The organism is Rhodococcus sp. 06-235-1A (assembly GCF_002258785.1).
In the GTDB taxonomy this organism is placed as follows: domain Bacteria; phylum Actinomycetota; class Actinomycetes; order Mycobacteriales; family Mycobacteriaceae; genus Rhodococcoides.
Map to the genome: position 1 here is coordinate 1 of NZ_NOYI01000030.1, position 1,468 is coordinate 1,468.

1 protein-coding gene is annotated in these 1,468 nt (G+C 64.6%); it reads left to right on the plus strand.

Going from position 1 to position 1,468, the window contains the following annotated elements; all coding sequences use genetic code 11:
- Nucleotides 1-1,425, plus strand: a 1,425-nt coding sequence (locus tag CH275_RS26705; protein ID WP_094681181.1) for an acyl-CoA carboxylase subunit beta, incomplete at its 5' end; no start/stop codon positions are given.
- Between the last annotated feature and the right edge of the window lie 43 nt (nucleotides 1,426-1,468).

Sequence of the window (1,468 nt, forward strand, 5' to 3'; positions counted from 1 at the left end):
GCGTTGGCGCGGCACCGGTCGCAGAATTTCGGGTTGGGTGAGAACCGCCCGTTCGGTGACGGTGTCGTCACCGGTTACGGCACGGTCGATGGCCGGGATGTGTGCGTGTTCTCCCAGGACGCGACCGTCTTCGGTGGCTCGCTCGGGGAGATCTACGGCGAGAAGATCGTCAAGGTGATGGACCTGGCCGTCAAGACCGGTCGCCCGCTGGTCGGGATCAACGAAGGTGCCGGAGCCCGCATCCAGGAAGGGGTGGTCTCGCTCGGGTTGTACGGGGAGATCTTCCACCGCAACGTCCGCGCTTCCGGGGTGATCCCGCAGATCTCGGTGATCATGGGACCCGCCGCAGGCGGGCACGTCTATTCCCCGGCGTTGACCGATTTCGTGGTCATGGTCGACGGCACCTCGCAGATGTTCGTCACCGGCCCCGACGTGATCAAGACCGTCACCGGGGAGAACGTGACGATGGAAGAACTCGGCGGTGCCACCACCCACATGGAGAAGTCCGGGGTCGCGCACTACGTCGCCTCCGGCGAGCACGACGCGCTCGATTACGTGCGTGATCTGCTCTCGTACCTGCCGAGCAACAATCGCGCCGACGCCCCGCGTACCGCGCCGTCGGATCCGGTCACCGGGTCGATCGAGGACAGTCTCACCGCGGAGGATCTCGAGCTCGACACTCTGATCCCGGACTCACCGAACACCCCGTACGACATGCACGAGGTGATCACTCGGATCCTCGACGACGACGAATTCCTCGAGGTCCAGGAGGGTCGGGCCCGTAACATCATCGTCGGGTTCGGGCGGATCGACGGCCGGTCGGTGGGGATCGTGGCCAATCAACCCACCCAGTTCGCGGGCACCCTCGATATCGATGCCTCCGAGAAGGCAGCGCGGTTCGTCCGTACGTGTGACTGCTTCAACGTTCCGATCATCACGTTGGTCGATGTGCCCGGGTTCCTGCCCGGGACCGGGCAGGAATACAACGGCATCATCCGCCGTGGCGCGAAACTGTTGTACGCCTACGGGGAGGCGACGGTCGGGAAGATCACCGTCATCACCCGCAAAGCGTACGGCGGGGCGTACGACGTGATGGGGTCCAAGCACATGGGTGCCGATGTCAACCTCGCGTGGCCGACGGCGCAGATCGCGGTGATGGGGGCCTCCGGGGCGGTCGGGTTCGTCTACCGCAAACAGTTGCTCGAGGCCGCCAAGAACGGGGAGGACGTCGACGCCCTGCGGTTGACGTTGCAGCAGGAATACGAGGACACCCTCGTCAACCCGTACGTCGCCGCCGAACGCGGCTACCTCGACGCGGTCATCCCACCCAGTCACACCCGCGGCCAGATCGTCACCGCACTACGACTGCTCGAACGCAAACAAGTGACCCTCCCACCCAAGAAACACGGAAACATCCCACTATGAGCGGCGAAGCGAATCATGACGCAGCGAGCGGCGAAGCGAATCA